The sequence below is a fragment of the Candidatus Acetatifactor stercoripullorum genome (assembly GCF_944382095.1).
GTDB classification, from domain to species: Bacteria; Bacillota; Clostridia; order Lachnospirales; family Lachnospiraceae; genus Acetatifactor; species Acetatifactor stercoripullorum.
The window spans coordinates 1-23,724 of record NZ_CALWMU010000032.1 but is presented as its reverse complement, the minus strand read 5'-3'; the positions used below and the strand labels follow the sequence as shown (position 1 = coordinate 23,724).

Annotated in this window: 24 protein-coding genes and 1 pseudogene; all 25 read right to left on the bottom strand. The window is 48.8% G+C overall.

The genetic code is table 11. From position 1 onward, the window contains the following. Positions 1-76: 76 nt before the first annotated feature. Positions 77-2,095, bottom strand: coding sequence for a ferrous iron transport protein B (gene feoB, locus SHK35_RS10285; protein ID WP_318709696.1), 2,019 nt, complete (start codon positions 2,093-2,095; stop codon positions 77-79). A gap of 29 nt (positions 2,096-2,124) precedes the next feature. Continuing rightward, the gene (locus SHK35_RS10280; RefSeq protein WP_330628783.1) at positions 2,125-2,406 is read right to left on the bottom strand and encodes a FeoA family protein; all 282 of its coding nucleotides are present in this window, start codon (positions 2,404-2,406) and stop codon (positions 2,125-2,127) included. A 39-nt stretch (positions 2,407-2,445) separates the two neighbouring features. Next, positions 2,446-2,997, bottom strand: a complete 552-nt coding sequence (locus tag SHK35_RS10275) for an inorganic diphosphatase (RefSeq protein WP_330628784.1) — start codon at positions 2,995-2,997, stop codon at positions 2,446-2,448. Positions 2,998-3,040: 43 nt separating this feature from the next. Then, positions 3,041-4,390 (bottom strand): glutamate-5-semialdehyde dehydrogenase, encoded by a 1,350-nt coding sequence (locus tag SHK35_RS10270; RefSeq protein ID WP_318709690.1) that lies wholly within the window; start codon positions 4,388-4,390, stop codon positions 3,041-3,043. Further along, entirely contained in the window at positions 4,381-4,938 is a 558-nt protein-coding gene (locus tag SHK35_RS10265) for a 5-formyltetrahydrofolate cyclo-ligase (protein WP_318705293.1), read from the bottom strand. The genes SHK35_RS10270 and SHK35_RS10265 overlap by 10 nt, the downstream gene beginning before the upstream one ends. Next, complete coding sequence (locus SHK35_RS10260) at positions 4,913-5,140, bottom strand: DUF896 domain-containing protein (protein ID WP_318705294.1); 228 nt, start codon at positions 5,138-5,140, stop codon at positions 4,913-4,915. The genes SHK35_RS10265 and SHK35_RS10260 overlap by 26 nt, the downstream gene beginning before the upstream one ends. Positions 5,141-5,155: 15 nt before the next feature. Further along, a complete protein-coding gene (gene proB / locus SHK35_RS10255; RefSeq protein ID WP_318709689.1) occupies positions 5,156-6,025 on the bottom strand; it encodes a glutamate 5-kinase in 870 nt (289 codons plus the stop codon). 68 nt (positions 6,026-6,093) lie between these two features. Then, positions 6,094-7,767, bottom strand: a complete 1,674-nt coding sequence (locus tag SHK35_RS10250; protein WP_318705296.1) for an NAD(P)/FAD-dependent oxidoreductase — start codon at positions 7,765-7,767, stop codon at positions 6,094-6,096. A 14-nt stretch (positions 7,768-7,781) separates the two neighbouring features. Then, complete coding sequence (locus tag SHK35_RS10245) at positions 7,782-9,047, bottom strand: NAD(P)/FAD-dependent oxidoreductase (RefSeq protein ID WP_318709695.1); 1,266 nt, start codon at positions 9,045-9,047, stop codon at positions 7,782-7,784. Between the two features lie 21 nt (positions 9,048-9,068). Continuing rightward, the gene (locus SHK35_RS10240; protein WP_318709688.1) at positions 9,069-9,818 is read right to left on the bottom strand and encodes a hypothetical protein; all 750 of its coding nucleotides are present in this window, start codon (positions 9,816-9,818) and stop codon (positions 9,069-9,071) included. 103 nt (positions 9,819-9,921) lie between these two features. Next, on the bottom strand, positions 9,922-11,520 hold the full coding sequence (locus SHK35_RS10235) for an oligosaccharide flippase family protein (RefSeq protein WP_318709687.1): 1,599 nt from the start codon (positions 11,518-11,520) through the stop codon (positions 9,922-9,924). A 10-nt stretch (positions 11,521-11,530) separates the two neighbouring features. Next, positions 11,531-12,040: an rRNA maturation RNase YbeY gene (ybeY, locus tag SHK35_RS10230; protein WP_318705299.1), complete on the bottom strand. Its 510-nt coding sequence runs from the start codon at positions 12,038-12,040 to the stop codon at positions 11,531-11,533. Continuing rightward, positions 12,024-13,211: a sulfite exporter TauE/SafE family protein gene (locus SHK35_RS10225; protein WP_318709686.1), complete on the bottom strand. Its 1,188-nt coding sequence runs from the start codon at positions 13,209-13,211 to the stop codon at positions 12,024-12,026. The genes ybeY and SHK35_RS10225 overlap by 17 nt, the downstream gene beginning before the upstream one ends. Beyond that, on the bottom strand, positions 13,198-14,190 hold the full coding sequence (locus SHK35_RS10220; protein WP_318705301.1) for a PhoH family protein: 993 nt from the start codon (positions 14,188-14,190) through the stop codon (positions 13,198-13,200). Before SHK35_RS10220 ends, SHK35_RS10225 begins: the two co-directional genes overlap by 14 nt. Before the next feature lie 33 nt (positions 14,191-14,223). Beyond that, complete coding sequence (locus tag SHK35_RS10215; RefSeq protein ID WP_318705302.1) at positions 14,224-15,450, bottom strand: sporulation protein YqfD; 1,227 nt, start codon at positions 15,448-15,450, stop codon at positions 14,224-14,226. A 61-nt stretch (positions 15,451-15,511) separates the two neighbouring features. Beyond that, positions 15,512-15,793, bottom strand: a complete 282-nt coding sequence (locus SHK35_RS10210; protein WP_318705303.1) for a YabP/YqfC family sporulation protein — start codon at positions 15,791-15,793, stop codon at positions 15,512-15,514. A gap of 24 nt (positions 15,794-15,817) precedes the next feature. Further along, the gene (locus tag SHK35_RS10205; RefSeq protein WP_318705305.1) at positions 15,818-17,143 is read right to left on the bottom strand and encodes a pyrimidine-nucleoside phosphorylase; all 1,326 of its coding nucleotides are present in this window, start codon (positions 17,141-17,143) and stop codon (positions 15,818-15,820) included. 18 nt (positions 17,144-17,161) lie between these two features. Continuing rightward, positions 17,162-18,295, bottom strand: a complete 1,134-nt coding sequence (locus SHK35_RS10200; RefSeq protein ID WP_318709685.1) for a glycosyl hydrolase family 18 protein — start codon at positions 18,293-18,295, stop codon at positions 17,162-17,164. A gap of 73 nt (positions 18,296-18,368) precedes the next feature. After that, the gene (locus tag SHK35_RS10195) at positions 18,369-19,004 is read right to left on the bottom strand and encodes an endonuclease III domain-containing protein (RefSeq protein WP_318705309.1); all 636 of its coding nucleotides are present in this window, start codon (positions 19,002-19,004) and stop codon (positions 18,369-18,371) included. 47 nt (positions 19,005-19,051) lie between these two features. Beyond that, positions 19,052-20,059 (bottom strand): DUF362 domain-containing protein, encoded by a 1,008-nt coding sequence (locus SHK35_RS10190; protein WP_318709684.1) that lies wholly within the window; start codon positions 20,057-20,059, stop codon positions 19,052-19,054. Positions 20,060-20,130: 71 nt separating this feature from the next. Next, a complete protein-coding gene (locus SHK35_RS10185) occupies positions 20,131-21,009 on the bottom strand; it encodes a MerR family transcriptional regulator (RefSeq protein WP_318709683.1) in 879 nt (292 codons plus the stop codon). Positions 21,010-21,109: 100 nt separating this feature from the next. Further along, complete coding sequence (locus SHK35_RS10180) at positions 21,110-21,571, bottom strand: GNAT family N-acetyltransferase (protein ID WP_330628785.1); 462 nt, start codon at positions 21,569-21,571, stop codon at positions 21,110-21,112. A 2-nt stretch (positions 21,572-21,573) separates the two neighbouring features. Beyond that, complete coding sequence (locus SHK35_RS10175; RefSeq protein ID WP_318709681.1) at positions 21,574-22,641, bottom strand: alcohol dehydrogenase; 1,068 nt, start codon at positions 22,639-22,641, stop codon at positions 21,574-21,576. After that, a complete protein-coding gene (locus SHK35_RS10170) occupies positions 22,638-23,267 on the bottom strand; it encodes a tyrosine-protein phosphatase (RefSeq protein WP_318709680.1) in 630 nt (209 codons plus the stop codon). The genes SHK35_RS10175 and SHK35_RS10170 overlap by 4 nt, the downstream gene beginning before the upstream one ends. Before the next feature lie 385 nt (positions 23,268-23,652). Continuing rightward, a pseudogene (locus SHK35_RS14205) lies at positions 23,653-23,724 on the bottom strand (pyridoxamine 5'-phosphate oxidase family protein); the annotation flags it as partial.

The window sequence follows — 23,724 nt, the reverse complement described above, 5'->3', positions numbered from 1 at the left end:
TTTGATATTTTTTTAACATATATGCAATTTCTTTATATCATACTTATCCGGTAAAATCAAGTGAAGTTTGGATGATTTACGATACAAACAGGCTTCCGATCTGAAACACAAGGGTTGACGCAGCCCAGGCCAAAATCAGCTGAAAGACTATCATTTTCAAAGTAAATTTCCAAGAGCCGCTCTCCTTTTTGATGGTGGCAACCGTAGCTACGCAGGGAACATACAGCAGGCAAAACAGCATCAGGCAGTACGCATTCAAAGGGCCGAAGGAGGGATTCACCATATGGATATTTTCCACAATGGCCGCCATCCCTTCCGCTGAATTTGCATTTGCCACACCGAACAAAACCGCAAAGCTGGAAACCACAACCTCCTTTGCGGAAATTCCCGACAAAAGGGCTACGCCGATCTGCCACATCCCAAGTCCTGCGGGCCGAAGCACCGGCACAAGGAAACGGCCGATAGCGGCGCCAAAGCTGTCCGCCGGATTTTCCACCATCCCGGCCATTCCAAAATTCAGCACAAACCATATGACAATGGACGCGATAAAAATAGTGGTTCCCGCCTTGGAAAGATAGTCCTTGAGCTTGTTCCACACATAAATGCGTATGGTTCTCGGGTTTGGCCGCTTATACTCCGGCAGCTCTATCAAAAGAGAATCATTTATCTTTCCCTTCTCCAGGCCATTGATTGCAAGGGCAGCCAAAATAGCTGTGGCCATGCCCACTACATACAGTGAAAAGGCCGCTATAGCAGCGCAGTCAGGGAAAAACATTTCCGAAAACAGCACATAGATAGGCAGTCTGGCAGAGCAGGACATAAAAGGTGTCACCATAATGGTTTTTCGCCGATCCCGCTCTGTCTCCAGGGCCCGGGTAGCCATAACGGCGGGCACTGTACAGCCAAAGCCCAGAATCATAGGCAGAAAGGCTTTTCCTGACAGTCCAACCTTTCCCATCACCGAGTCCATAACATAAGCCACTCTCGCCATGTAGCCGCTGTCCTCCAAAACAGCAAGGGCCAAAAACAGGATAAATATATTGGGGATGAAGGTAAGGATACCACCCACTCCGGCAATAATGCCGTCCACAATCAAGGATTGCAGCCAGGGCGACACGCGCAGCCCCTCCAGAAGCCTCGAAGCCTCCCCGGACACCAGAGCAAGCCCTTCCTCAAATACGCCCTTCAGGGCGTCTCCCACTGTGAAGGTGAGGAAGAACACCAGACACATGATCAGCAAAAACATGGGAATTCCCCACACAGGATGGGTCAAAACTCTGTCTATCCTGTCCGTGGAGGCCGCTTTCTGGCTCTTGTGCAGCAAAGTTTCCTCCACTATTTTTTCGATGTAGGCATACTTACACTGGATGATTTCCTTCTCATAGCTTCTGTCCGCCACGTTAGTGATCTGTATGGGATGCTCCGTGCGCACCTCCTCATCATCCTCCAAAAGCTTTATGGCATGCCAGCGCAGGGAGGCATGGTTCGGATAGCGGGCCTGCAGCATCACCTCCAGCTTGGCAATCCTTTCCTCTATAGGCTTAGGATAGTCCAGAATGTACTCCTCCATTCCCTCCTCATAATGATGAATCACCGCGTGCAGCAAAACATCCAGTCCCGTCCTTTTGGCCGCAGACACCGGAATCACCGGAATATGTCCCAGCATTTCCGGAAGCCTGTGCAGATCGATTTCCATGCCCCGCTCTTTCACAATATCCATCATGTTGAGAGCCAGCACCACCGGCTTTCCAAGCTCCAAAAGCTGTAAGGTAAGGTAAAGATTACGCTCCAGGGAGGAAGCGTCCACAATGTTGATAATCACATCTATGTCATCATCCATTACACATTTTCTGGTCACCTTCTCCTCTATGGTGTAGCAGGTCAAAGAATAGATGCCCGGTGTGTCCGTAAGGGTGATTCGGGTATCCTCATAGAAGGCCTCTCCCTCCACCTTTTCCACTGTAACCCCCGGCCAGTTGGCAACCTTCAGCTTAGAGCCCGTAAGTGCGTTAAAGAGGGTGGTTTTCCCACAGTTAGGATTTCCCACACAGGCCGCATGGATGTGATTTGTCTTTGGATTTGTTTTAGAATTTATCTTTGATTCATTCTTTCTTTTACCGACGCTCAAGCTTTTTCCTCCTTCATCTGTCTGATTTCAATATTGGAGGAAATATGCTTTCCCAGCGCCAGTCTGGTGCCGCGCACCTGGATAATCATAGCGCCCCGGCGCTTCCTGTTAAGCACCTTCACAGGAGTACCGTCATTTAAGCCCAGCGCCTGAAGCCTTCTGGTGACAGCAGGCTCCACATACAGCCCGCTGATGCGGTAGCTTTCATTCTTTTGTGCCTCATATAAAGTCATTTTATCCCCGGGGAAGGCGTCAAGCCCTCCTGTCTCCTCTCGCATTTGATTCTCAACATAGGCATTTGCAAAACTCGCTTCCTGTTACCAGCTTTTAATAAAGGTATCCACATAGTTGTCCAGGCATTTACGGATGACCTCAATGGCCTCCTCCCTGTTTCCCTTCTCGTTTACAGCCGTGGTCTTGTTTTCCAGGGACTTATACACCGTAAAGAAATGCTCCATTTCATCTACCACGTGGGGCGGCAGCTCGCTGATATCGTGATAGCAGTTATAATAAGGATCATTGAAGGGAACCGCTATAATCTTCTCATCATTCTTGCCGTTATCCAGCATGGAAATGACGCCGATGGGATAAGCCCTCACCAATGTCATAGGCTGCACAGGCTCAGAGCACAGCAAAAGCACATCCAGGGGGTCTCCGTCGTCGCCGTAGGTGCGGGGAATAAAGCCATAATTTGCCGGGTAATGGGTGGAGGTATGCAAAATACGGTCCAAAATCAGAAAACCGGTCTCCTTATCCATTTCATATTTGTTTTTACTTCCCTTTGAAATCTCAATCACACAGATAAAATCTGTAGGCGTCACCCTCTGGGTGCTCATAGTGTGCCAAATACTTCCATTCATTTCTTTCATAATACTCTCCATTCCGAAGCGTTTTTCAAACTCCAAATTAAGGTCATCCGCGAATCTGACCGTTTCCGTGAATCACATATTTATAGGAGGTAAGCTCCCTTAAGCCCATGGGGCCTCTGGCGTGAAGCTTCTGGGTGCTGATTCCGATTTCCGCCCCAAAGCCAAATTCAAATCCGTCCGTAAAGCGGGTGGAGGCGTTCACATAAACGCATGCCGCATCCACCTCACCTAGAAATTTTTCTCCGGTCTCTTTATTTTGTGTGACGATGCAGTCGGAATGCTTCGTATTATATTTGTTGATGTGGGCGATGGCCTCCTCCACGCTGTCCACGGTTTTTAAGGATAGAATATAGTCCAGATATTCTGTCCCGTAGTCCTCCTCTGAGGCCGGCGTACAATCCGGCAGGATTTCCCTGACAGCCTGATCTCCCCGAAGCTCCACACGGGAAGGACTCAAAGCTTCTGCAAGCCTGGGCAGAAACGCCGCTTCGATGTCCCTGTGGATCACAAGGGACTCACAGGCATTGCACACGCCGATGCGCTGGGTTTTGGCATTGACAACAATGCGAACCGCCATGTCCAGGTCTGCATCCTTATCCACGTAGACATGGCAGTTTCCCGTTCCCGTCTCGATCACGGGAACAGTGCTGTTTTCCACCACGTTTCGGATCAGTCCCGCTCCCCCTCTGGGAATCAGCACATCTACATAGCCGTTCATTTTCATAAGAGCGGCTGCTGCGGCTCTGTCCGTACTTTCAATCAGCTGCAGGGCGTCCGCAGGCATGCCTGTCTGTTCCAGAGCGCTTCTTAAAATCTCCACGATGGCAATGTTGGAGCACAGAGCATCGCTCCCCCCTTTTAAGATCACTGCATTTCCGGTCTTAAAGCAAAGTCCGAAGGCATCCGCCGTCACATTAGGGCGGGATTCATAGATGATCCCGATTACGCCAAGGGGAACTCTCTTTTTCTCGATCACAAGGCCGTTTGGGCGCTCAAACCGCTCCATGATCTCCCCCACACAGTGGGGCAGCTCTGCAATCTGGCACAGTCCCTCCGCCATGGCTTCAATACGCTCTTTTGTCAGACGGAGTCTGTCAATCATTCCCGGGTGCATACCGCTTTCCTGCGCTGCGCGAATATCCTCTTCATTGGCGTCAAGAATCTTTGGGGCCTGGCTGGAAAGCAGCTTTGCCGCTTCTCTAAGGGTGGTGTCTCTTTCCTGCGCAGACACCTTCTGCAAGGCATATTTGGCCGAGACGGCCCTCTCTCCCATCGCTTGTAAATCTGTCATAGAATTCCTCATTTCTGCGCTGCTTTTTTTCACACAATGCCCTTGCGCCGGGCAGCGCTCAGACGCAAACCGCTTTATAAGAAAGCCTGCCTCTAACAGCATATCACCTGGCAGGGCCTTATATCCCGTTCTTCCATGGGGATTTCCTCCACCATCTGGCAGCGAAAGCCGATGGCTATGGTCCGAAGCTGTAAAGCCGGCTTATCTGCCAGATATTTGTCATAGAATCCCTTTCCATAGCCGAGCCTGCCCCGCATCCCGTCAAATGCCGCTCCAGGCATCAGCATCAGGGTTCTCTGGGCATTCTCATGAGAATATTCATATGCCTCTGTACCCGGCAGGGGCTCCAAAATCCCTTTATATCCGGAAATAAGGTCACCCAGTGACCTTACTCTGTAAAAATTCATAATTTCTCCCTCTACCCTGGGCAGATAAAGTCTCTTTCCTGTTCTCAGAGCCTCTTTTAAAAGCTCGCTGGTATCTATCTCGCTTCCGAAGCCTGCAAAGCCCAGAATGCTTTCCGCGCCATAAAACCATTGATGGCCCAATATGCGCTCTGTCACCAGCACGCAGGCTCTTTCTCTCTCCTCTTTCTTAAGACGCGCTCTCTCAGCCAGCGCTCTTTTACGAATTTCTTTTTTTGTTTCCATATTTTTCCCCAAGATTTTCCAAGGTGCCGTCCGGCCTCTCGATGGTAATATTGTCAAGCTGGGCCCGCAGATTCCTTCGGATGCTTTCCACGTATTCTCTGCGGAGTCTTGCCTGCTCCTCCTTTTCAGCCTCGCTTAATCCCTGGCTTTGAGACTTGTGGTAGAGCTCGTTGATCCGTCTGATTCTCTCTTCCATGTTCATGACAGTGCATCCCCTCTAAAACTTATGTAAATTTTCCACAAAAGCAGGCAGGTCAAACCCTTCCCTTTGATGGGCCACAAAAAGAGTGCCCTCCTTTTCTCCTGCTAAAATCCTGTGCAGCACGCCGATATCCCGGCTGTTGGCAATAATCATGTCTACATTAGAGCTTGTGGCGATTTTTGCAGCGATCAGCTTGGTGTTCATGCCTCCTGTACCCACGCTGCTTCCCGTGCTGGATTTTCCCATTTCCATCAGATCATCCGTCAGCTCATCCACCTGTTCAATAAAACGAGCCTCCGGATTTTTCCTGGGATCATCCGTATACAGGCCGTCAATATCCGACAAAAGGATCAGAAGATCCGCCTGAATCAAGGCTGCCACAATGGCGGAAAGCGTATCGTTATCGCCGATTTCTATTTCATAGGTTGCCACTGTATCATTTTCGTTCACTATGGGGATTACTCCCATGCGCAGAAGCTGGGAGAAGGTATTGTGGGCGTTATAGCGGTTCAAATTGTCCACGACCGTATTCTTTGTCATCAGTATCTGCGCCGCCACCTGATTGTACTCCGCAAACAGCTTCTGATAGGTCATCATCAGTCTCGCCTGTCCCACCGCGGAGCAGGCCTGCTTTACCGCCATTGCCTCCGCTTGGGTGGGGGCCGTTATTTCCTTCAAATGCACTGCCTTTTTTCCCACGGCAATGGCCCCGGAGGTCACAAGCACAACCTCCTTCCCCTGGTTGCGGATATCGCACAGCTCCCTCACCAGCTTTTCCAGCCGAATGTAATCCAAGTCACCGGTCTCCCTGTGCTGCAGGGAGGAGGAACCGATTTTTACCACAATACGCTTTTTATCCTTTATGTATTCCCTCAGGCTGCTCAAAGTTTTTCCTCGTTTTCCGCACGTAGCATTTTTTCTGACTGTTATTCTACTTTATTTTCCCTTCGCCGTCAATGTCTCTCCAATTCTCCTGCAATGGCCTCCGCAACCCGCAGTCCGTCCATAGCCGCGGAGGTAATGCCTCCCGCATAGCCTGCTCCCTCCCCGCAGGGATAAATCCCTCTGATGGCAGACTGCAGAGTCTCGTCCCTGTGGATACGCACCGGGGATGAGGTTCTGCTTTCTACACCAAGAAGCAGAGCCTCCGGCCCGTCGAAGCCCTTGATCTGCCTGCCGAAGGCCTTCATGCCGTCCACAAAGGCCTCGTTGCATTCCCGGGGCAGAATCCGGCTCACATCCCCGTAGCAAAACTCTCCCTTACAGAGCGGCTCACATCCCGCCTCCGCTGCCAGACCGGAAATCACTCCCTTGGCCAAAAGCTGCTCCTGATCCATTCCCGTCTCCACACACCTTTGAAAAACATCATAGCGCTGCACAGGTATTTTCCCGCTTCCCAGCAAAAAGGCTCTTTCCTCCAGCCTTCTCTGAAAGGCAATGCCTGCCAGGGGATGCTTTGAACCATAATCCTCACTTGTCACAGACACAATAATGGCGCTGTTTGCCGCCCGGCTGTCCCGTCCGCTGTAGCTCATGCCGTTGACGGCCAGCCTGCCCTCCTCGGAGGATGCGTTTACCACATAGCCTCCGGGGCACATACAGAACGAATAAACACCTCTCTTGTTTTCTGCCTGGGCCGTCAGCTTATAAGCTGCCGCTCCCAGTTTTCCCGGGTCCGCTGTTTTGTACTGGCTTAGGTTGATCATCTCCTGTGGATGCTGTACTCTAAGTCCCACCGCAAAGGATTTGGCTTCCATGGGAACACCCTTATCATACAGCATGGAAAAGGTATCTCTGGCACTGTGCCCTATGGCCAGCACAAGCTGCTTGCAGGGAAGCGTTTCCCTGGCATTGATTACAACGCCCCGAACCCTTTGCCCTTCTGTGAGAAGCTCCGTCACCTGGCTCTGAAAACGAATCACCCCGCCCAGCCGGATGATTTCCTCCCGCATCCTGCGCACAATGCCGCAGAGCACATCCGTTCCGATATGGGGCTTGGCCTCATAGAGCACGGAGGGCTGCGCACCGAATTTCACAAAGGTTTCCAGCACCGCCCGGTTTCTGCCCTCCTTATCCTTTACCAGCGTGTTGAGCTTACCATCCGAAAAGGTTCCCGCACCTCCCTCGCCAAACTGTACGTTGGAGGAAGGGTTCAGTACGCCCTCCCTCCAGAAACGCTCCACGTCCTCTCTGCGCTCCTCCACAGGCTTTCCCCGTTCCAGCAGAATCGGGGCATAGCCGCCCTTCGCCAGATAATATCCGCAGAAAAGTCCTGCGGGACCGCAGCCTACGATGACCACAGGGTTTCCTTTCCCTGAAAGACGATGGGTTTTTGGCTCTGGAAAATGATAGGCCGAAGGAGAGGCAGCTTCTATTCCATGCTGCTTTGCCACCTTTTCCCATTTGGGTTTTGCCAGAGCCTTCAGAACGGCTTCTTCGTTTTGCACCTGAACCAAAAGACTGTAAATATAATAGATATCCGGTTTCTTTCTGGCATCCACAGACTGCCTGAGTATCTCCAGGCCTAAAATTTCCGTATCCTTCACGGGAAGCAGCTGTAAGACCTTTCTTTCCAGCTGCTTCCTTGTATGATCCGTCTTAAGCTTTACCTGATTGATTCTGATCATATGTAAAATTCCCTCTATCGTTTGTCTGCTTGTACGTCTGCTGACGCCGTCCCGGCCAGATATCCGCTGCACCAGGCCCACTGCAGGTTATATCCGCCGCATTTTCCATCCACATCCATGATCTCCCCGGCAAAAAACACCCCCGGCGCCTTCTTGGATTCCATGTCCCTGGTGATTTCCCGTGTATCCACTCCCCCCGCGCACACCTGGGCGTTATCATAGGAGTTGCTCTGGTTCACATGAAGGATCCACTGTCTGCAAAGGGCAAAAACCTTTTCAATGGCTTCTTTATCCGCCGTCTCTGCCATCTGCCCCGGCTTTAATCCGGCGTTTTTGATAAACAGCGTCATCAGCTTTTTATGAAGCATACCCGTAAAAAATTCCTCCACCGTGCGGTCTCTTAACAAAAGCCTTCTGGACGCCTTCAGCATTTCATACTCCCCGGAGGAATAATCCGGCAGAAGATTCAGCCGGACTGTGACCTCCTTTTCTTTCAAAAGCAGATAATTTACAACTCTGCTTACCTGAAAAACAGGAATTCCGGAAATTCCGTAATCCGTAAGCTGCAGCTCTCCCATCTCTGAGACCTGCGTTTTTCCATGATGCACCACTTCAATCAAGGCCTGCGTTCTGACTCCTGACACAGCCTTCAAAAAATTCTCTCTGCACCGAAGCTGCACCAGCGCCGGAACCACAGGCGTCACCTTGTGGCCCAGGCCTGCCGCCAGCTCATAGCCCGTGCCGTCTGAACCGGTTCTTGGGGCCGCCTTGCTGCCACAGGCTAACACTACGCTGTCAAAGTAATCCGTCTCTTCTCCTATATGTAAAGCAATTTTCCCATCTGGGGTTTTTTCCACTCTCTGAACCCTGGAATTTGTTTTCACACATACCCCCAGAGTCCTCAGCTCTGTGCGCAGCACATCAAGCACCACCGCCGCCTGTTCGCAGGCAGGATAAAGATATCCGTTTCTCTCCTTCAGCAAAAGTCCCAGACCTTGAAAAAATCGAATGGTATCTTCCGTGCCAAACCGCTCCAGGCTGTCTTTGATCCACTGGGAGCTGCTTCCATAATATGCCTGCTCGGAAAGAGCCCTGTTTCCCAGATTACATTTTCCATTTCCTGTGACAAGCAGCTTTTTCCCCACCCGTTCATTTCGCTCAAATAGAGTGACCAAAGCTCCTCTTCTGGCTGCGGCAATGGCTGCCGTCATTCCCGCAGGTCCTCCTCCTATCACTCCAACCTTGCATTTCCTCATCGTACTCTCCATTCTGCCTGCCAGGCATCCTGCCTTTTCAGGTCCTCAGCTGGAGTAGGTCTCCAGAAAATCATAAAGACTTTCCTCGTCCTCCACCCACATCATCTGAATGATTTCCAGCTGCAATGCCTCCGGCAGGCTGTCCAGCTTTATTCCGGTATTGATATAAATCGTCTCCATATCCTCCAGATACACCACAACTTCATTGTTCTGTACCGCAAGATAAAAGCAGCTGCCAGGCTGCAGATATTGGTAATTCATCTGTACCACAACCCGCTCTCTGGAAAAAGAAAGCACTTCCAGCCCCACAAAGCCTCTCTCCATTTCCGACAGCGGCGGAAACGCTTCATAGGACTCCATTGCCGCCAGAAACTGCTCTCTGTTCATTCCCACGTACTTATCCGGCAGTTTCCAGCTGGTCTCCACCACCGTATGGTTTATAATGTCTGTCTCCTCCAGCACATATTCCGTATCCACACACAAAGTCTCCCCTGAGGAAGCGGCTTCTTGGATACCTGAAGAAACATAAGCTTCTTCTGATGTTTCTTCCATCCCGGAGTCCTGCGGCACACTCTCCTGCATAACGTCGGCCCGCTGGGTATCCATATTAAAATCCGTTTCCAAAGGCTGCTGTTCTTCAATCGTCTCCGGGTAAAACTCCGGTGTCTCTGTCTGCTGCTGCACCCTGCCGGGATAAAAAAACTCCACGGCCTTGATTCCGGCAAAAAAACCGATTCCGAGCATTACCGCCGGAAACACAAAAAACAGCAGCGCACCTTTCACAAATTTCATCATCTTCCTGACCTTCTGCTGTAAAGCCTGTTTTTTTACATAGAAGTATCAGCTGTTTCCATGAAATTTATACATGCCTGTAACGATTTCTGCGCTGCTTTCTATTTTATTTTCCCACTGCTTTTACAAAAAGCTTAAGCAGGCGTCCTCCCTGCACAGCCGCAAGCTCCTGGGCCTTGAAATTGCGCAAAGCCAATAGAATTCCCCAGTAAACCGCAAAGGACACCCCAAAGCCAATCAGCGCAGCAGCCACATTTCCCAGATGCGGTGTAAAAAATTCCCCAATGAGAAATTCCATAAGAGCAGCGCCGCAGACAGCGCCTAAGGGAATGCAAAAGGTTCGTACCATCTGTATCCCTCGTCCCAGTCTGCCAATTACAAAAAATCCGGTCAGTCCGCAGTAGAGAGCGCTTCCTATGACTCCGCCGTATACCAGGGAAAGAATCCCTGCATTCCCTGTCTGCAGAAACAATGCTGAGGCTGCCGCAAAAATCACATTTGCAATCCCCAGACAGGCGGCCACATGATATTTTTTCCCCTGAGAAAGCAAAATGCTCTTAAAATAAAATGCAAAGGCCCCAAACACAATTATGCTTGAACCAAAGCGCAGCATAGAAGCCAGTGTCTCAGCCCGGGCCTCATTGAAAATTCCCGCCGTCTGCTGCGCCATAACAGCCAAAAACACTGCAAAAAATAATGCCTTTGCCCAAATCATGTGAATTCCCGCCTGAAAGCAGTTTCTGGCATAGCGCTGATCCTCCCGCTTTAAGCCGTGGGTAACTCTGGCTCCGGCCGGTATCAGGGAAGCACACAGTAAAAAAAGAAAGCCTGCGCAAAGGGCCAGATACTGTCCGTAATATACTCCATAGCTCTGTCCTCCCAAATCTGCGCCCTGGGCATTTTTATGAAAAAATACCATTCCAAACCACACAGGAAGCCGTTCCAGCAGTCCTGTCAAAAGAAAAGCTCCCATGCTTCCATACAGGATTCTTGTAAAATCCCATAAAGATTCTCTGGTCTTTTTTCCTTCTTCTGCTTTTTTTCTCTCTTTGCTGCTTCCCCGGTAAACCAAAAGCAGAAACAGAAGAATCAGAATCTCCGTAAGACTTACCGCAATGGCCGCCCCGGAGCCTGCCCACATAAAGGTAAACTCTTCCCTGCCGAGAAGGCCGCTTACCTTTTCTCCATAACTCTTAAGGATATTACAAAACAAAAGAGAAAATCCAAGAATAAAGACCTGCCTGATCACACAGGCCGCCACAGTGGGAAGCTCCGAACCCTCTCCCTGAAAATAACCCAATAGTACGCTTGAAATAGTCCGAAGAAACACTGCCGGCGCAAACAGACGGATCAAAAGACTGCTGTATGGCAGCTCAAAGACATGCTCCGCCAAGGGACCTGCACAGGCAGACAAAAGTATACTGCCTGCCACTCCCACTGCTCCCTGAAGCAGCATTGCATTTTTCCGCAGCCCGGCGCAGTTCTTATTCTGCCCCTTTCCGTTTCGGCTTCGAAGAATTTTTCCAAGACAGTCTGCCGCGCCATAGCTAATGAGCAGGCAGACCCCAAAATAACATTCCACTGCCGCCGCAAGATAGGCCACGCCTGCATCCTGAATGATTCTTCCCACCGCTAACAGCGTGATTACACCTATTATATGGGAATACATTTGTATCTGTTTTCTCTTTACTTCCACCGGATTCATTCAAAGTCCCTCAATCTTTTTTATCTCTGGTAATTCCAAGTGTTTTAAGCACCTCTTCCTGCTTTCTTTCCATCACCCTGGCTTCCGTCTCCTCCATGTGGTCATAGCCGCACAGATGAAACATGCTGTGGGCCACCAGAAAAGCAAACTCTCTCTCTTCACTGTGCCCGTAATTCTCTGCCTGTTCTCTCACCCGGTCCGCCGAGACAATGATATCTCCCAGAATCAGCTCTTTGCTGTCCGGATCAAAGCAGTCATGCAGACTGCTTTCCTCAATTTCAAATACGCCCGGCCTGGCAAATTCCAAGCCTGGAAAAGACAACACGTCCGTCTCCGCATCAATTCCTCTGTATTCTTTATTAAATTCACGGATGCCTGCATTATCCGTAACCAGCAGATTCACCTGGACTTCATAAGGGCATCTTTCTGCTTCCAGCACCTCCTTGGCCACCTGTTTTCCAACTGCAAGGATATCAAAGGGAAAATCCGCATCTGTTTCATTTTCAACGTAAAAAGTCATAATAGAGCTTTTCCTCCTTAAATTTCTTCTGCATTGTCTTAAGCTCCCTCAGGGAAATGTCACAGTTGTTAAAGGTTCCCGAGTCTATAAGATGTCCAAACACCACATCAATGATTTTGTCATAATCCGGGTGCTCGTCTCCGTTTTTTGACAAGAAAAGCGTCACTGCCGCCACCACCGCATCACTGCACAAAAGGACAGCGGTTTCCTTCGCCTGTATGGGCGTTTTTTTATCCATATATTCCCTTAAGACTGCCTCTGCGGCGGGCGGGAATTTTTCCTTTTCCAAAAAGTCTGGTATTACCTTATCCATTTTATGGTAATAGCCTGCGCACTTCAGCGCGTCTGCGTCCAGTGAAAGCCTGCGGGCAATCCGCTCACAAAAATAGGCGGTATGCACACTTTGAAAGTAAGCTTCTCTGGCAGTGTCCTTCAGCTGCACAAGCATGGGATTTCCCGTGTCGTTCAGTTCCAGGTATTTTTCTCTATACCGGTAAAACACTGTGGATGAGAACACCTTCATACACCCGGCCATCAAAATACCGCTGATTATGATATTGGAAACCGGGATCACAAAGCTTTCGAAATTGAGCCTGTTATTGTCCGTCAGCACAATGCCGGCAGTCTCGCACAGTAAGAGGCACAGCATGGAAAGAAAAAGAGGCTGTCCGATTTTTAATTCCCCTTCGTAACAGTAAAAGAGCGCAGCCACAAAAATACCGCTGATAAAATACAGGAAAAATACAATTACATCCGCGCCTCCTGCAAATACTGAAACCATCAAAAGCACGGAAGCCGACAAAATACCTACATTTGTACTGCCAAACAAAGAAAGAATCAAATAGATAACGGGAAAGGGCCAGCCTCCCGCAGGCAGAAAGCCGCACACACAGGCGGCGGCTGTGCAGACAGCAAGGCTTGCCCAAAAGCGAAAGGGGTGCTCTGCATTGTCGTAATCCAAACGATCCCTGATATATTCCCGCCGGAAAAGAAATCCGGCGGCAGCCAGCCCCATCACAGTAAACAATATCTTTTGCAAGGCGCTCTCCAAGGGCTCCCGGCGCATCCATAAAACAATGGAAACCCCCGCCGCTCCCAAAAAAACAGCGCCCAGCTCGGCCATCAGGAGAGGCGCTGTGAGCTTTCGCAGCTTTTTCTTATTTTCGTCCATTTTTCACTCTGCTTCTGTTTTTTTCTTTTGCTTCATACTCATCATATGCCTTTACAATCTTCTGTACCAGAGGATGGCGCACCACATCCTTGCTGGTAAGATGGCAGAAGGCAATGTCGTCAATCCTGCTTAAAACCCTGGACGCTACGTCCAGGCCTGACCTTGTTCCCACAGGCAGGTCCTTTTGGGAGGAGTCCCCCGTCACAATCACCTTGGAGCCAAAGCCGATTCTGGTCAAAAACATTTTCATCTGCGCCGGGGTAGTGTTCTGGGCCTCATCCAGGATTATATAAGCATTGTCAAGCGTACGTCCACGCATATACGCCAAGGGAGCCACCTCGATCAATCCCTTTTCCATGTTTTTGGCAAAGCTCTCCGCTCCCATGATTTGATATAAAGCATCATATAAGGGCCTTAAATAAGGGTCTACCTTGCTTTGCAAGTCCCCCGGCAAAAAGCCTAGCTTCTCTCCTGCCTCAATGGCCGGTCTGGTGAGGATGATCCTGCTTACCTCGTCATTCTTAAAGGCCGTAACAGCCATAGCCATGGCCAGATAGGTTTTCCCCGTGCCGGCAGGGCCCAGGCCAAATACGATCATATTTTTCCGTATGGCCTCCACATAAGCCTTCTGTCCCAGTGTTTTGGGCTTTATGGGCTTCCCGTTGATGGTATGGCAGATGCAGTCTTCGTCTATCTCTGAAATAGCCTCTTCTTTCGCCTCCATACCCAGCGTAATGGCATAATCCACGTTCTGTTCCTCGATTTCATTCCCTCTCTCGGAAAGGATGGTAAGCTGTCTGAGCACTCCCTGTACCCTGTCAACATTTTCTGCTTCTCCGGTGATGGACACGCTGCCGTTTCTATCCACAATGACAACATGGAAATCCTTCTCCAGCTTTTTTAAGTATGCGTCCTGCATACCAAATATTTTCCGCATATGCTCTGCGGGCATATCCATTCTTCTTGTTATTTCACTCATGCCTGTCCTCTGTCTGTCCTTGCGATATCAGGCTCACCAAGAAGTCTCCTGTGCGCCTGTATCCGGTATCGTGGTATCCACGCTTTTCCCAGCAGCCTCTCTTACAAGAAAACTGCCCTCTATCACCCACATACCGTCATTCGTATCTATTCTAACATTTTTTTCAATAATTTGTACCCCCTTTTCCTCTAAACTTGTAAGAAATAATCTTAATTTTTCATTTAGAAGGTCTCTTGCCTCCTCCAGGGTATATTCATATTCCACATTCTGGTATTCCCGATGGGTAACACTGCCAAAATATACCGGTATGGACAGCTTTTGAAACAAAAGCGGCCTGCTCTCCTTTATCACACTGTCATAAATCAAAAAGGGCCTCTCCTGTGGAATTTTCCATTCCTTTTCTCCCACCTTAAGAAAATATCGTTTCCGAATTCTTCCGGTATATTCCTTTTTGATATAATCAAAGGGCAATGTCCCACGAAAGGTTCTGGTATGCTCTATCACAATATCGGCATCAGCATTTACAAGCTGGTATTCTCTGACTGTACCGTCCTCATTGTACACAGGAACCTTACCGTCCACCAGAAGGGTCCCTTTTTCCACCGTATCCCCAATAGCTGCCATGGGCACGCCGTTTCGCACAATCATGGACACAATGGTTCCCTGGTATTGGGATACCAAATCCTTTCCGGTTTCTTCCTCCTCCAGGGCGTCCTCTATCATAGGAGCATCGTTTTCCTTGACTGCAATCTGCAGGCGCGTGCCTGTCAGTCTGGCAGAGGTCCAGGTAACCTGCGGAAATTCCCGGCGTATCTCCTTTTCCAGCTCCTCAATGTCAAGTCCTGATTTCCGCATTCCCACCTTTACCTGCTGTTCCTTCAGGAAGCTCTCAAATACGTCCTGCGTAATCTGATAATTTCCCGAAATCTCGATATCCCAGACGTAGAGGGAGGACCACATCCAAAACGCCACGCTGAGGAGCATCCCTGCAAGAAATATTTTGCGCTTCTGCAATAAGGGCAGAAAAAAAGGCAGTCCATATTTTTCCAATATGGCTACCTTTGTACCTGTCTTTTTTACAATGGGACGCAGCTTATAAAAGCCGTTTATGCTGATATTCATGTAATAGGTATCTTCATCCCGCACAATCTCCCACAAAAGAATCCCTCTGTTACTGCATAGATTCATAAACCGCTCCGGCGAAAAGCCCCACACCTTGATGCGCAAATAGCCTTTCAGATACTTAAAAAACCCGATCATTGCTCCTCCCGTTTTCCTTGACTATCTGTGGCTGGGAATACCGTTTGTTCCCAGCATCTGACTATAAGTATTTCACACATTGAATGCAGCCGCTGATCTTCATGTCCTCATTGGTATAATAGTCAATGGAGAGCCTGTTTCCCTCAAAACAGACCTGACAGGTTTTTGCCTGCAGCAGAATCATCTGCTCCGTATATTCCAGAATTCCCCTATAATTTTCTATCCACGCCTCGCTGTTTCCCGTCAGGGTGACCCGAAGCGCCCCCATACAGACATCTTTGGGCAGCTGCAGGGATTCCACAAGCAGCTCTTTTTTTGGATTTTTATTTTTGCTCTTCTTCATGTATTCATACTATGAAGCCGGATTCTATAATATGCCTTTGATCAGCGCAGGCTTTTTCTCCGAAGGTCTTTCCTCTTCGATCACATAGGCATTCAGGAAGCGCTCTCTGGCCGCTTCCGCCTTCCTTGGGTCGTTTGTATGAAGCTGCGCAAGCGTTTCTCCCGCCTGGCAGAAGTCCCCTGTTTTCTTTTTCAGCAAGAGTCCTGCTGACAAGTCAACAGTGCTTTCCTTGGTCTCTCTGCCGCCTCCCAAAATTAAGGAGCACATACCGATCTCATCACAGGCAATCTGTGTGATCCATCCCTGGGAAGGCGCCTTTACCTCAACCACCACTGAGGCTTTTGGAAGCAGAGAGGTGTCATAGACAGCCCGGCCGTCTCCCCTCTGAGCCTTTACAAGCTCCTCCAGCTTTTCTAAAGCGCTTCCGCTTTCTATGGAATGAAGAAGCATTTTTCTAGCCTCCCGGAGGGCCGCATCCGGATCCTTTTCCTGTATCCTGCCTCCTGCAATCAGCATCTGGCTTCCCAGGGTAAGACAAAGCTCAAGAAAATCCTCCGGTCCTCTGCCTTTTAAGGTGTCAATGGCCTCCTTCACCTCCAGGGCGTTTCCCACAGCATTCCCCAAGGGCTGGTCCATATCAGAAATAACGGCAACCGTCTGCTTTCCTGCAGCTTTTCCAATCTTCACCATTTCACCGGCTAGTGCATAGGCGTCCTCCCTGGATTTCATGAAAGCGCCGCTGCCCGTCTTTACGTCCAGCACAATGGCATCCGCCCCTGCCGCCAGCTTCTTGCTCATAATAGAGCTTGCAATCAGAGACATATTATCTACGGTAGCCGTCACATCCCTCAGCGCATACAGCTTTTTGTCTGCCGGCGCGAGATCTGCGGTCTGTCCCATGATGGCGATGCCAATGCGGTTTACCTGGTCCAAAAATGCCTTCTCGGAAAGTCCTGTCTGAAATCCAGGAAAGCTCTCAAGCTTATCAATGGTTCCCCCTGTATGTCCCAGTCCTCTGCCGCTCATTTTTGCCACTGGAATACCACAGGCCGCTGCCATGGGCGCCAGTGCAAGGGTGGTCTTGTCCCCCACGCCCCCTGTACTGTGTTTATCTACCTTAATGCCCTTAATTGCCGACAAATCCAGCCTGTCGCCGCTTTCGGCCATGGCCATGGTCAAATAAAAGGTTTCCTCCTGGGTCATCTTCTGGAAATAAATTGCCATCATCAAGGCCGCTGCCTGATAATCTGGAATTTCTCCCCGGGTATAGCCCTCCACAAAATAACGGATTTCCTCACAGGTCAATTCTCTGCCATTTCTCTTTTTCATAATCACATCGTACATTCGCATAGGTTTTTCCCCGTTTCTCTATTTTAAAATATAAAACTGAGAGCGCAAAAGCAGCCAATTCGCCCGAAACCACTGCATGATCTGCCAATAGCCGCACCCCCTTAGGCCATATTCCTCCATAAGCCGGAATTTTCCCATAAGACTCCTTGGGTCCTCAAACCAGACCTCATGGGTAACCCCGCTTTCCGTATAAAAAAAATAGGGACTCTGCGCCAGGGGATCAAATGCAATGGCAGACCCTTTCTCTATGGCGATCCGTACAGCCTCCACATTTCCAAGGGTCCGCGCCATGGTAACGCCCCGCTCAAAGGGAAGCGGCCAGTCATAGCCATAATTTGGAATCCCCAAATCTATTTTGGCCGGATCAATCTGGGTGACGGCATATTCCACTACCCGGCGCACCTGGTTTAGGGGTGCCACAGCCATGGGCGGCCCGTAGGTATAGCCCCATTCGTAGGTCATCAACAGCACATGATCGGCGGCCTCTCCAAGGGCTCTGTAGTCCTTTCCCTCATACAAAAGACCTCTTTGCTCCGAGGATGTCTTGGGAGCCAGCGCCACGGAAGTATGATATCCGTTTTCCCGCATAGTATCCGCCACCCACCATACAAAGCCGGTGAAAGCATCCCTGTCCTGGGCCAGAATATATTCAAAATCAATATCCACTCCCTGATATCCCTTTTCCTCCATCACGCGGAGGAGATTGGAAATGAGATTTTCTGCGTAAACCCAGTTATTGACCACGGAATGAATCAGCTGATTATTAAAATTTCCGTCCGGTCCAAAGGGCGTCAGCACAAGGATGGGCTGTGTGCCGTACCGGAGAGCTTCCCTGATCATCCATTCGTCATCCCACAGAGGAGGAATCAGCTCGCCCTCCATGGTAAAGCCATAGGAAAATATGGGAAGCTCTGATAAAAAAGGCAAGGTTTCCGCAAGCACCCACTCACTGATAAAGGGATAAGCATACCCGCTGACAGAAACGGCCCGGCTGGCATTTCTTATCCCATTATCGATTACAAGGGCCTGCCCCACCGCAAGCTCATAGGGATAAATAAGCTGGTTATCGTAAATCAGCTGCCACACACTGATGCCTGTGCTGGCGGCAATTTGGTCCACATTGTCTCCCCTGTCCACAACATAAATTTCCATCCTGCTCTCTGCGGCGCAAAGGCCGTCTCATCATTTTTTATATGATATGCAGAAGGCTTTTTGTCTTATTCCGTTAAACACCCGCCTTTTTGCAGATATCCTGCAGGCAGCATCTTTCACAGTGGGGCTTCGTTCTTGCGGTGCAGACCTCTCTGCCATGGTAAACCAGGCGGTGGCAGAAATCACTCCCCTCATCAGGGGGGATTATCTTCCACAGCTCTTTTTCCACCTTGGCCGGTTCCTTTATGCCGTCCACAAGCCCCATCCGGTTCACCAGCCGGATACAGTGGGTGTCCGTCACAATGGCAGGCTTGCCAAACACATCCCCCATAATCAGGTTTGCGCTTTTGCGTCCCACACCGGGCAGCTTTAACAGCGCGTCAAAGTCATCCGGCACCTTCCCGTCGTATTCATCCCGGAGTATCTTCATGCAGGCGCTGATATCTCTGGCCTTGCTGTGTCCCAGGCCGCAGGGCTTCACAATGGCCTCAATTTCCTCCACCGGAGCCTGTGCCAAGGCATTTACATCCGGAAATTTTTCATACAGCCCCTCCACTACTACATTTACCCTGGCATCGGTGCACTGTGCGGCAAGGCGCACACTCACAAGCAGCTTCCACGCCTCGTTGTAGTCCAGCGTACAGCCTGCATCCGGATATTCCGCTTTCAATCTTTCTATGATGGCAAGAGCCAGCTTTTTCTTTGTCATTTGTTTTACTTTTCCTCCGAAAACACCGCAGCCTCCTTGACCCGGCTTTACTGCTCTTTTGCGAAGGGCTTTACGTCCTTCACAGCTTCCTTGGGAGAAATCAAAGCATCCTCATGGTCGATATCAATCAGGCGGTAGCGGTCGTTCCCCATGCCAAGCTCCTTCATATAGGTAAGCTGGCGCAGGCCGTGACGGGTCTCCATCCGCTCCACCAGATCACTGTGATCACCAGGATTCAGCGCATAAACCAAATCCACCGAGGCCTGGTCTGCCGCCAGAATATCTAAAGAAGCCACGATGCCGATGTTCGGCGTTACCACAGGCATGGCTGCAGTCCCCTCGCAGTCACAGGACACGGACATATTCCGCAGCACATTCACAAAGGTGATATGCTCACCGAAATGATCCACCACCGCTTTAGCAGATTCCGTCATGCGCTCCATAAATTCTTCCTTCTGAATGTCCCACATGTCATCTGAGCCTGGTGTGGTATGAATCATGGCTTTTCCAACGCGGCCGTCCGCACAGCCAATGCCAATGTTTTTATTCGAGCCTCCAAAGCCTCCCACCTGATGCCCCTTAAAATGGGTCAATACAAGCAGAGAATCATAATTCAGAATATTTTTGCCCATGGACATCTCCGTGAACCACTTTCCGCCCTTTACCGGAAGGAATACCGTTCCATCCTCATCCATAATATCCACCGGGCAAAAGGTCCATCCGTTTACCTCCAGGGTTTTACGGTGCTGTTCTGTGGTGTAGCGGTCCCCTTCGTAATAGGTGTTGGTCTCCACAATAGATGCCTGGGGAATATCCTTTTGAATCAGCTCCTCTACCCAGGGGCGGGGGATAATATTAGGGCCGTTCTGCTCTCCGGTATGCAGCTTGATGCCCACTCTTCCCTCCATATTGGCACCCACACGCTCGAAAATCCTGCGCAGTCCCTCCTTTGACAAATCTCTGGTAAAGTAAACAACGGATTCTTCGCCAGTGCGCTCCTCATAAGGAACATAATGTTCCCCGCCGTTTCCGGGAAATGCTTTTTGTTCATTCATTTTTCACGGCCTCCTTCCAGTTTCTTATGCACATTATAATCTCTTTGAAAAGAAATGTAAAATCCTCTTCTCTATCCTTTGAAATTTTTCCCATAACAATAATACAAAAAGCACAAATCGGCAGCAAATAATATGATTACAATAAAAAGGCCAAGCAGGCTTTCTAAAGGGGTGGCCGTGGCAAACAAATCCCTGACCACCCAAAAATTACAGATTAGAAAAAACAGAACCGGGAGCGCTAGCAGCGAAATAATACGGTATCTGCGGTATTTTTTTTCCGACATCCCAGCCGGGATATAATCCTGGGGATAAAGCATCTCACAGTGAATCACAATCCCATACCGTGAGGAGGTTCTGTAGGCATAATATTCCACTCCGTCTATCAAAAGCCTTGGAGACATACTCTCCTTAAGGATAACCATATTTCTGTTATTTTCCTGTCCATATTTCAGCAGGCTTTCCGAAAATTCCTCCGGCGTGTCACATCGAACCTCCGGCATAAAGGAAAATTCCCGTGCCATCTCTGATTTCACAACCTCCTTATAGTCATTGACAAACTGTTTGAACACAGACCCCTTCTTTTCTCTTTCTTCCATCTGATGAAGATACTGATCCACATCCAGCTCCGCAAGCTGCTGCTCTTGGATTTTGGAGCAAAATGTAATTGCCTCGTCCAGCCTCTCTTTCTCTGACTGCAGACGGTAGACCTGCAGCAGCATTGTCTCTTCAAGAGTGGTTTCTCCATCTATCAGCCGTCTAATATCTCCAATGGGCACATCCAGCTTTCGAAAAAGCTTGATGAGCTTTAGTCGGTTGATATCCTCCTGTGAATATTCACGGTAAGAATTCTCCGCGTTCCGGCTGGGAGACAACAGTCTCTGCTTTTCATAATAGCGAATGTTCTGGCTGGATATGCCTGTAATCATTTCTGCTTCCTTGATGCTTTTCATCTTAATCCCTCTCCTCTCTGACGCTCTGCTTCTAAAAGCAACGTAAAGGTTTCCTCTCACCTCCTTTATAAAGCCTATACCGGGTATAAGGTCAAGCATTTTATTTCTTGTTTCCCATTTTGTGAACATACATTCTTGTCAGCTGCGCCTCTCCGTCTCCTTGAACCATACAAAGGAATTCCCAGCCATACCTCTCATAAAAAGTGGTGTGATCGGTAATCAGGTAAAGTGTGGAGATTCCCTTCTTCTGCATATCCTCACAGACAAAATTAAGCATTTCTCCTGCAATTCCCCGGCATCGATACGCCTCCTCCACATAAAGTGCACACACATTGGGCCGCAAATCCTTTCGATTATGGAAATCGTTGTCTATCACACCAATTCCGGCAATCACTCTTCCACCGTCCATTACAATATACCACTGAGGCACAGCACTGTTTCCTTGCAGACTTTCCTCCATGCTTTCAAGATAAGCCTCTGTGGGAACATTCCATTTTGTGTGAAACCAGCCTGCAGCTTCCTCAATCAGCTCCGGATTGTCCGCAATTTTTTTCATTTCCATTGTCATCTCCCACTCTCCTTTTGCTGGTTTGAAACTTTCACAGCATATTTTATAACATGATCTCTTTTGTTTTCAAATACATCATATGCTTCCATAATCTGTTCCAGATTACATCGATGGGTAATCAAAAATCCCGTATCAAGCTTTCCGCAGGCAGTCAAATCCATGATTTCCTGACAAAAGCTTCCGTCTACGCCGCCCGTCTTAAATACCAGATTCTTTCCATACATATCCGGCAGAGGCAGTACCTGCGGTTCCTCATACATAGCTACAATCACTACAACAGCATTCGGTCTGGCAATCTTCCAAGCCGTCTGAAAGGTATCCTTTCCGCCTGCAGCTTCAAATACAGCATCTGCGCCTCTGCCATCTGTCACCTGGAGAATCTTCTCTTCCACATCGTCTCTTCCGGGAACAAGAGTAAGGTCAGCCAGTCCCTGTACTTCTGCAGCCTTAAGCCTGTATTCGTCCGTATCAATAGCGATTATCTTTGCCGGCGTATACAGACGCGCGCACAGCATGGTACAAAGCCCTGTAGGGCCGGCTCCGATCACCGCAACTGTATCCGCAGGTTTTATCTCTCCGATCTTTGCAGCCCAATATCCAGTGGAGAGAATATCTCCGTTAAAAAGCGCCTGTTCATCCGACACATGCTCCGGTATAATTGTCAGACCGTTGTCTGCAAAAGGAATTCTCGCATATTCTGCCTGTCCTCCGTCCATGCGGCAGCCCAGCGCCCAGCCTCCGTTTTTGTCTGTACAGTTATTCACAAAGCCTCTCTTGCAGAAATAACATTCTCCGCAGAAGGTCTCTACATTTACTGCCACCCGGTCTCCCGGCTTCACTTTTTTCACTGCGCTCCCGGTCTGCGTCACTCTTCCCACAAACTCATGTCCAAGAACCGTTCCAGGCACTGCTTTCGGCACTGCTCCATGCTTGATATGTATATCGCTGGAACAGATCGTTGTCAGTGTCACCTCTATAATCGCATCTCTTTCGTTCATGATTACCGGCATGGGCCTGTCCTCAAGAGCAATCTGCCCGTTTCCTTTATATACAACCGCTCTCATATAAAATGCTCCCTTCTCTCAAAATCAGATATAAATTCACATATATACCTTTCATGAGGTGTAATCACATCAATATCCACATTCGGACATTGAACTGCATATGCTTCCAGCATATCTTTAAGATTACTTTTTGATTCCATATAATCATTAACTATATAATCCCTGCTCATTCCGATCTTATAAAGAAGCAGGGCAGAAACAACACCCGTTCTGTCCTTTCCTGCATTGCAGAAATACAATACATTGGTTTTTGCATTCCAAATGGTATCAATAATTTTTCTCATTTGTGCATCAACCATTTTTATGTATGATTTGGAAACATCATCTACAGATTCAGGAACAATATTTCCACCTGTGACAGGCATACAATAATACTGGAAGAAATCGTTGTCAATCAACGGACATTTTTTATCGGCTCTTTCATTATCTTCTCTAAGATCAATTACCGTTGTGATATTGTTTTCCACAAGCCACTTCACTTCCTCTTCCGTTATGCAATTTGGAACATCGCTTCTGACAAAGCGGAGGCTTCCCGGCAGAATTGCACGGGTATTATGCGTGCTTCTAAAGATACTTCCCATGAGCACCCTCTCCTTTGAAACTTTTCTTAACATAAAACCAATCATTATGATATTCTTTTATCATATCTTCAATGCCTTTAAAAACAAACTGCTTCGACTGACAAAGCCAGCAAATATCCCAATCTGTCGACCTGATTTTTCTTCATTATACCATTCGTTTATTCCCCTGTCATTTTATTTCTCACCACACAAAAAGAGAGCGGAACCTCATCTGTCCACTCCCTTCCTAACTCTTTACAGAAATCATTTAATCTGATATTTTCTCTCCATTTTCAATTATTCTTTCGTAACCGTTGTAAAGTTTTCCGGTTTCTTACTGCCGAAGTTTGAGCTTGTTCCCTGAGACCATTTATAAACGCACATCAACAAAACTTTATCCCATTGAGAATATTTTCAATTAGGATTTGTCATACAAACCGGAAACTGAAAACTAAAACTCATACCTTGTTCCATGTGAAAGTAACAGTCCATCGGTTAATTCTACACATAAAATTATAGTATT